The sequence below is a fragment of the Anabaena sphaerica FACHB-251 genome, assembly GCF_014696825.1.
GTDB lineage: Bacteria > Cyanobacteriota > Cyanobacteriia > Cyanobacteriales > Nostocaceae > RDYJ01.
On sequence record NZ_JACJQU010000011.1, the window covers coordinates 153,839 to 162,329 of the forward strand.

The following is an 8,491-nucleotide window of genomic DNA, read 5'->3' on the forward strand; positions in this document are numbered from 1 at the left end:
TTACCAATGAAAAATTACTTTGACTCAACTTAATTTACAGGAAATATCGCAAATATGAATCCCACAGAAAGCCAAACTCCAAACCTAGATTTTGAAGATAATTTTCAGGAAGAATTACAGTTAAAACCATCCCAAAAACCTTGGTTGTGGTTATTAACAACTTTACTATTAGTAGGGGGAGGAATTACAGCTTGGCGAGTGCTGACTCCCACTCCCAAACCCCCGGTAGCTACTGCTGCTGCACCTCCTGGAGTCCCAGTCAAATTATCCACCTTACCAGTAACAAAAATTGAACAAAGTTCAAATTTTATTGCTAATCTTCAATCACGTCGTTCAGTAAATTTACGTCCCAGAATTCAAGGACAAGTTAGCCAAATTTTTGTCAAAGCAGGAGATGAAGTAAAAGCAGGAACACCAATTTTACAAGTAGATGCTGAAGAAAAAAAAGTAGAAATTAGCGGGATGGATGCAGCAGTATTAGCAGCACAGTCGCAATTAGAAAATGCCAAAGCTACCCTGAAATCTATAGAAGCTGAACGGTTATCAAAACAAGCTGATGTCAAACTAAATGAATTAGACTATCAAAGATATTCTTACCTTGCTAACGAAGGTGCAATATCTCGTCAAACTCAGGATCAATATGCAAACAAACTAGCCACAGCGAAAGCCAGTTTGAACGCCATTGATGCTCAAATTCAAGCCCAAAAAGCTGCCATTTCTCAAGCCCAAAAAACCGTACAACAAGCTCAAGCAGCTACCAAACAACAACAAGTTCAATTAAAATATTATCAAATCACTGCTCCCTTTACTGGGAAGGTGGGAGATATCCCCATTAAAATTGGTGACTTTGTAGATACTTCCACACAATTAGCAACAATTACCGAAAATCAAACATTAGAAGTTAATATTTCCGTACCCGTGCAACAAGCGACCAGGTTACGTCCAGGAATGACATTACAACTAATAGATGAACGGGGTAAAAATATCGGTAGTAGTCGGATATTTTTCATCGCTGCTAACACAGCTAACGATACACAATCAGTCTTAGTAAAATCACTATTTGATAATTCTCGCAGACAATTACGAGCAGATCAACTTATTAAAGCCAAAGTAATTTGGGAACAACGCCCAGGAGTATTAATTCCCACTACAACCGTCGTCCGTTTAGGTGCAGAAACCTTCGTTTATGTTGCCGAAAAATCACCAGATCAAAAACAATTAATAGCTAAACTCAAACCAGTAAAACTAGGAAACATTCAAAATAATCAATATCAAATTCTCAAAGGTTTATCACCAGGAGAAAAAATAGTTATTTCTGGGTTACTCAATTTAAAAGATGGAACTCCAATTATCCCTGAGTAGGTGACAGGTGACAGATTGAAAAATCTCTTTAAGAGGATGTTTTAAAAGTTTTTAATGTATAAATAAACCCCTCTCCAAACCTCTCCCCGACCCCTCCCTACTGCCCTACAGGGGAGGGAAAAGGAGCAGCTTTTATTACTGGAGAGGCTTTGAAACCCCCATTCCCTGGTAGGGAAGGGGGGCAAAGGGGGGTTAGGTTTCTGGAGATTATCGGTTTCATCTAATACTTTTCAAACAACCTCTAAAACTCTCTTACCTTCATGCTTCATTCTTTCTTTACTCCTCTGCGCCTTTGCATCTTTGCGTGAGAAAAAAAACCTAATTCATTTACCCAAAAACAAATAAATTCATGTTTGCAAACTTCTTCATCAAACGCCCAGTATTTGCTATAGTCTGCGCTTTAGTAATGCTCATTGTAGGAATCATCAGCATTCCCATCCTACCAGTAGAACAATACCCCGATATAAGTCCCGTACAAATTAACGTCACCGCCAATTATATTGGTGCTAACGCCCAAGTTGTGGAAGAAACCGTCACCACAGTTTTAGAACGCCAAATTAATGGTGTCGAAGGCTTAAAATATATCACCTCCACCAGCAGCAGTGACGGTACAAGCAACATCACCGTTACCTTTGATCAAGGATATGATATTGATACTGCGGCCGCAGATGTGCAGAATCGAGTTTTGTTAGCAGAACCAAAATTACCCGAAGTAGTCCGCCAAACAGGGGTTTCTGTGACAAAACAATCTAGTGGTATCGTCTTAGCAATGGCTTTGTATAGTGAAGGTGATAAATACGATGACACCTTTATCAGTAATTACGCTGACCTTTATGTTTTAGATCGCCTCAGAAGAATCAAAGGAGTGGGTAACATTGCCACCTTTGGCGATCGCCGTTATGCAATGCGGTTATGGCTAGACCCTACCCAACTTGCTAACCGCAAACTTACCACAGAAGATGTAATTAACGCCATTCATCAACAAAACCTACAGTTAGGGATCGGCAGTATTGGACAACCACCCGCACCTAACGGACAAATGTATCAAATTGAATTGCAAACCCAAGGACGATTAAAAGAAGCTGATGAATTTGCAAACATCGTCATCAAAGCAGGTACAGATGGAACAATAGTTAAGTTAAAAGATGTCGGTCGTGCGGAACTGGGAGCAGAAAATTACAGTTCCTTTGCTCGTTATAGTGGTAATGTTGCCGTTGGTTATCAAATTCTACAAATTCCTGGCAGCAATGCTTTAAAAATTGCCAATGCTGTAAAAGCAGAAATGGAACAAATTGCAAAGGACTTTCCACCAGGATTGAAATATGAATTTCCCTACGATTCCTCATTATTTGTAGAAGCATCTCGCCAAGAAGTTGTCAAAAATTTATTGGAATCTATTGCGCTGGTTGTCTTAGTAATTTTTGTGTTCTTACAAGACTGGCGCACTACCCTAATTCCCGCAATTACAATTCCGATTTCTTTAATTGGGACATTTGCCTTTGTTAAGGTTTTCAATTTTTCACTTAACAGCTTGACTTTATTTGGTTTAACTTTAGGATCGGGGATGGTGGTAGACGATGCAATCATAATTGTCGAACAAATTAACCGCTTTATCCAAGATAAAAAAATGAATCCCCGACAAGCAGCTACTGAATCAATGAAAGAACTGTTTGGAGCGGTAATTGCCACCTCCCTTGTACTCATGGCTATGTTTATTCCTGTGGGATTCTTCCCTGGAACAACGGGACAACTATATAAACAATTTGCCCTAACAATTGTTTTTTCAATCATAATTTCCACTTTTATTGCTATTACCTTAACTCCTGCTTTGTCGGCTATGTTGTTGCGGAAAACAGAAACACCACACGGTTTATTAGGCTGGATTTTTGGAGCAATTAATTGGTTACTTGACGGGATACAAAAGGTATATCAACAAATTCTCAAGTTACTCATTCACTTAAAATTTGTTGTTTTATTGTTATTTATTGCCTCTTTATTATGGACAGGTTGGTTATATTTGCGTGTTCCCACAGCATTTTTACCAGAAGAAGACCAAGGTTATTTTATTAATTTAGTCCAAGGTCCAGACGGAACTTCACTCAACTACACCCGTGAAGTTGCCAAACAAGCAGAAAAAGAACTTTTGAACATCCCAGAAATTGAAGGTACTTTTGCAATGGGTGGTGTAGGTTTTAGTGGTAATACTCCCAACAGAGGTTTAATATTTGCACCGTTAAAATCTTGGGATGTGCGAAAAACAGCCGCACAAACAGCATCAGCAATTGTGAATCAAGCTAGAGGTAAACTTATCAATATTAAAGACGCTTTTGTATTTGCGGTTAACCCTCCCACCATTCAAAGTTTAGGGAGTGTGGGCGGTTTTGTATTTCAATTGCAAGATAGAGGAGATAGAAATAATAGCGATATTAATAACTTAGTTAAAATCAGCCATGATTTGATCGGTAAAGCAAATCAAACCCCAGGATTACAAGGAGTATTTAGCACCTATACCGCTAACGCACCCCAGTTATTAATAGAAGTTGATCGGGAAAAAGCCGAAGTTTTACAAGTTCCAGTGAGAGATATTTTTAGCACCTTACAAACTTTCATTGGTTCACGCTACGTTAATGATTTTAATGCTTTTGGTCGCACCTACCGAGTTTATGTACAAGCGGATCAACAATTTCGCGCTAACCCAGAAGATATCAGCCAATTATATGTACGTTCAGGCAAGGGTGAAATGATTTCTCTTAATAGTTTGGTGACAGTAAAACCAACCACTGGACCACAAACAATTAATCATTATAACCTCTATCGTTCCATAGAAATTAATGGTGCTGCTGCACCTGGTTTTAGTTCTGGACAAGCAATAGAAACAATGAAAAATTTAGCTGCTTCTGTTTTACCTAAAAACATGAGTTATGAATGGTCAGGTATTACTTTAGAAGAATTAGAATCTGGCGGACAAGCACCTATTATATTCGGTTTAGGAATTTTCTTTGTGTTCCTAGTCCTGGCTGCTCAATACAATAATTTTATTGACCCCTTAATTATTTTATTGTCAGTTCCCTTAGCAGTTTTAGGAGCATTGTTAGCCGAATCCTGGCGCGGTTTATATAACGATGTTTACTGTCAAGTTGGGTTAGTAATGTTAATTGGTTTAGCTAGTAAAAATGCGATTTTAATTGTTGAATTTGCTAACCAATTACGCGAACAGGGATTTTCAATTACTAAAGCTGCTGTCAAAGCTTCTGGTGAAAGATTAAGACCAATTTTGATGACTGCAATTTCCACTTTATTGGGAATTTGGCCTCTAGCTGTCGCTACTGGAGCAGGTTCAGCTAGTCGTCAATCTTTGGGTACTGCGGTTTTTGGGGGAATGTTTGTTGCTACTTTCTTGAGTTTATTTGTAGTACCTATTTTGTATATCATCATTACTCAAATTCGCTCACTTTTTATAAGTAGATCAAAAACCAGACATCAAGTAGGTGAATTAGCAAAAACATCAGGAGTTGATGTACTTTCCTAACAATGAGCGGGAATTCTGTATTCATCCGTGTTAAGTCAATTCGCTGTAACGTTTACCCACTGGACAATTCAAGCAGTTGGTTTCATCACATAAACAGCAGATAGTTAAGGCACTATCCTTCGTTTTTGTCAGTGAAAACAAGATTTGGTTAGTGATACGACACAAATGTAGACGGTTTTTTGAAGATAGAGAAGCGATCGCTTCCTCAAGTGCTAAGAGCCGGACTTGATGGATCTTTCCCACCATAGCTTCCCCTTCTTGGGTTAATTTCAACTCCACCGCTCTGCGATCGACAGAGCAACGTTCACGCAGAATCAATCCTTGTTTCTCCAGTCGTTCTACAAGCCTTTCACCAAGGACAAGGACGCGGTGGGAAATTGTTATGCTACATAGAAGAAACCCTGAAGGCGCGTGGTGGAAGAATGCTGATGGTGGAAACGTTAGCAAGCTTCGATCGCACGAGAAAGTTTTACGCGAAGTGCGGTTATGAGGAAGAGGCTTGCATTCGGGACTTCTACACAACGGGCGCTGATAAGATTGTGTTTCGTAAAGTGTTAAATGCCGACTAGCAAGTTACAAGTGAAAATCAGCAATATTTAGAAGCACGTTTATTGAAAAAATAGACGTGCATTTTGCACTGATGAAATGAAAAAATAACTAATAATTTCTTCTATTTCCTATTGACTCTCCAGCCAAATGGAGAATTTAAACTAATTTTATGTTGAGTAAATAACTCATAAATTCACTAATGGAGGAACATCAATGAATCGCTTTATTAATGCAGTTGCTATTACTGCTCTTTTAGTAATTGCTCAAGGTTGTGCATCATTACCAAAAGCTGAAGAAAAAGCCATATCAGCCAGTACACATCAACATCAAGAACCTGCAAAAACCGCAAGTCATCATGAAGAACATTCAACAGGTAGTGCGGTTCATGGAGAACACAAAGTATCCACTCAAGCAAAATTGAAAGTTCCCAGTAACATTATCCCAGATATCAATATTCCCATATTTATTGAAGTACAAGATTTAAAAGGAAACCCAGTTTCTCAGTTTGACACTTTCCAAGAAAAACTGATGCACTTAATTGTTGTTAGTGATGATCTTCAGTTTTTTAGTCATCTCCATCCCACATATCAAGAGAATGGACGGTTTAAAGTTAATACAAGTTTTCCCCAAGCGGGAGGTTATACACTTTTTAGTGATTATAAACCTACTGGTCAATCAGAACAAATTTCTGTATTAAAAGCGGATTTTCCAGGAAATACTATTGCTACACCAGCAATTAATTTTAATCGTCAGAAAACTTTTCATGATACTAAAGTCAATCTTGAAAAGTTTTCTGACAATGCTGTAAGAGCAGGTGAAGAAGTAACTTTAATGTTTAAATTACAAGACGCTGGTAATAATCAACCTCTAACAGATTTACAACCCTATTTAGGAGAAAAAGGACATTTAGTAATTTTACGACAGTCAAAATCTTTAACCGCAGCAGATTATATTCACGCTCACGCTCTCAAAAATACACCAACTGGAGAAGTTCATTTTATCACCAGTTTTCCCCAACCAGGAAAGTATAAACTTTGGGGTCAGTTCCAACGCAATGGCAAAATCATTACTGCTGATTTTTGGATCAATGTTATTTAATTTGTTTGATTCTGTTTACTTAAATCGAGCAGTAAGAAAATATCTCAATCTTGAATTTTACAGAGTTAATCAGAGGAGATTTTTATGAATATCAGAGAAAAGTTAGAGCAGCAATTTATATCAACTTCTGATTCTCAAACACCATTTTATCGTCCATTGTTCATGCAATTACCATTTTTGAAATTTTGGAGATGGTTTGTAGATTTTCTCTACCGACAACCAGAACCACAAGTTTGGGAAAGACGCGATCGCCACGGTAATGTCTGGTGGTTTGCTTATGATCCAGCAACAGGTCAATCTGCTTATTTAGCATCTGAACAAGAAGTTATGATATGGATTGAGCAAATTTATCATCAAAAAAGTCTAGGTTCTCACAAACAGATATGGTATTGAGTTAGGTCGAGGGGGAGATAATACTCCCCCTCGACCTAACTTACTACCTTAATCAACTGCAATAACTCTTCGATTGACGTGTTCTACCCTGATTTCATGCTAGATGTCGCTTGTAGAGAAGCAGAAAAAGTAATTTGTGATCAAACTTTTTTTGCTTTAGATGAAAAAAAATATCAAGAATTTATTGATATTTTAGATGCACCACCTAAAGCAGATGAGGAACTACGTAAGTTTTTGGCTGCTAAATCACCTTGGGATTAAGAATGGCACAGACGAAAATTATAGAAGCTCCTCAACCAATTAATTCTAGCCATGATATATCACCATTCAAATCAAGGTCAGAAACTTTAAATAATTGGTTGAGGGAAAAAGCTTTAAAGAATGAGGGGGATACTGCTAGAACTTATGTAGTAATTTGTGAAAACAAAGTAATCGGTTATTACTGTTTGGCAAGTTCTGGTGTATATCACTCAGTGGCTATTAGAAAAGTCAAGCAAAATGCACCAGATCCAGTGCCTTGTATGATCATTGGTAGGTTAGCTGTTGATGAACAATGGGAAGGGAAAGGTATAGGATCTGGTTTACGAAGAGATGCAATTTTTCGGGTTTTACAAGCATCTAAAATTGTAGGAATACGATGTATTTTAGTTCACGCTAAAGATGAAGAAGCTAAACAATTTTATTTAAAACATAAATTTAAGCCCTCACCGATAGAACCTTTAACATTAATGTTGCCTTTACAAGATATTGTTGCAAACCTTTAATAACAAAAAATATTTTTTGTTTTAATTGAATACCATAAAAACGCTGTAATTTAACGACGCTTGGTGTGCATGGGCGTTGTTATGCGGCGCTCGCTCACTAGCTGCCGCTACCGCGATACACTCGTGTTTTCAGGATGCCAATCTGCTCGGTTCAGGCAATAAACAAAACAGTCATCGTCGCCAAACCTTCGTGGTTCAACAAATTGGAAGCCAAGACGTTCATAGAAGCGGTGAGCGCGAGTATTGCTGGCAAGTGGATCGATGAGGACAGTCGTCACACGCGGGTCGGCAAAACATCGAGCTAGGGCAAGCTGCATCATTCTTGTGCCGTAGCCTTTGCCCAAATCTGTTTCTTCCCCAATCCAGATATCAATGGCACGAAGATCCGGTGCTACATCGCCCCAATAATGGCTTTCCTCACGCGCTGGATCGATAATTTGGACAAATCCAATGGGACGACCCTTGATCTGGGCAATTAGTTGCTCTCTCCAGTCAGGATTGCGACTCAGTTCTACCTCCCAATACCAATCATCGTTGGGGTCTGCGGCAATGACATGAGGTTGTTGATCCCAGTGTTGCAGCAGGTTCAAGTCAGCAGGGGTGGCAGGGCGTAGATTAATCATCACTATATAAGCCTCGTCCGCCAAAATATTTTTTCATAAAAACTGGAGATTAACATATTACATAGCGTTGTAATAGTTACTAAAAATATAGTCAAATATTTCTAGCTTGGTAAGGAACCTACACCTTACAGGGCTAACTACAAGCCTCTCTACTGAGTTTCTATCAAAGATAG

At 38.5% G+C, this 8,491-nt stretch carries 8 protein-coding genes and 1 pseudogene; 7 read left to right on the top strand and 2 right to left on the bottom strand.

Going from position 1 to position 8,491, the window contains the following annotated elements; translation table 11 throughout:
• The first annotated feature begins 54 nt into the window (after positions 1-54).
• Both H6G06_RS18025 and H6G06_RS18030 read left to right on the top strand, forming a co-directional pair.
• Positions 55-1,362 carry an efflux RND transporter periplasmic adaptor subunit gene (locus tag H6G06_RS18025; RefSeq protein ID WP_190562570.1) on the top strand — a complete coding sequence of 436 codons (1,308 nt, stop codon included), beginning with the start codon at positions 55-57 and terminating at the stop codon, positions 1,360-1,362.
• 349 nt (positions 1,363-1,711) lie between these two features.
• On the top strand, positions 1,712-4,891 hold the full coding sequence (locus H6G06_RS18030) for an efflux RND transporter permease subunit (RefSeq protein ID WP_190562572.1): 3,180 nt from the start codon (positions 1,712-1,714) through the stop codon (positions 4,889-4,891).
• Positions 4,892-4,921: 30 nt separating this feature from the next.
• Here the strand turns inward: H6G06_RS18030 and H6G06_RS18035 are convergent, their stop codons facing one another.
• Positions 4,922-5,209: a helix-turn-helix domain-containing protein gene (locus H6G06_RS18035; RefSeq protein ID WP_242039756.1), complete on the bottom strand. Its 288-nt coding sequence runs from the start codon at positions 5,207-5,209 to the stop codon at positions 4,922-4,924.
• 32 nt (positions 5,210-5,241) lie between these two features.
• Here H6G06_RS18035 and H6G06_RS18040 point away from each other — a divergent pair.
• The 5 genes and pseudogenes from H6G06_RS18040 to H6G06_RS18060 form a co-directional block, all read left to right on the top strand.
• Positions 5,242-5,460 (top strand): annotated as a pseudogene (locus H6G06_RS18040) (GNAT family N-acetyltransferase); the annotation flags it as partial.
• A 193-nt stretch (positions 5,461-5,653) separates the two neighbouring features.
• Entirely contained in the window at positions 5,654-6,538 is an 885-nt protein-coding gene (locus H6G06_RS18045) for a hypothetical protein (RefSeq protein WP_190562574.1), read from the top strand.
• An 84-nt stretch (positions 6,539-6,622) separates the two neighbouring features.
• The gene (locus H6G06_RS18050) at positions 6,623-6,931 is read left to right on the top strand and encodes a hypothetical protein (protein WP_190562576.1); all 309 of its coding nucleotides are present in this window, start codon (positions 6,623-6,625) and stop codon (positions 6,929-6,931) included.
• 78 nt (positions 6,932-7,009) lie between these two features.
• Positions 7,010-7,192, top strand: a complete 183-nt coding sequence (locus tag H6G06_RS18055; protein WP_206754717.1) for a type II toxin -antitoxin system TacA 1-like antitoxin — start codon at positions 7,010-7,012, stop codon at positions 7,190-7,192.
• A gap of 2 nt (positions 7,193-7,194) precedes the next feature.
• On the top strand, positions 7,195-7,695 hold the full coding sequence (locus tag H6G06_RS18060; RefSeq protein ID WP_190562580.1) for a GNAT family N-acetyltransferase: 501 nt from the start codon (positions 7,195-7,197) through the stop codon (positions 7,693-7,695).
• A gap of 107 nt (positions 7,696-7,802) precedes the next feature.
• On the opposite strand, the gene H6G06_RS18065 is transcribed toward H6G06_RS18060, so the two are convergent.
• Positions 7,803-8,342 (bottom strand): GNAT family N-acetyltransferase, encoded by a 540-nt coding sequence (locus tag H6G06_RS18065; RefSeq protein WP_242039757.1) that lies wholly within the window; start codon positions 8,340-8,342, stop codon positions 7,803-7,805.
• Positions 8,343-8,491 lie beyond the last annotated feature (149 nt).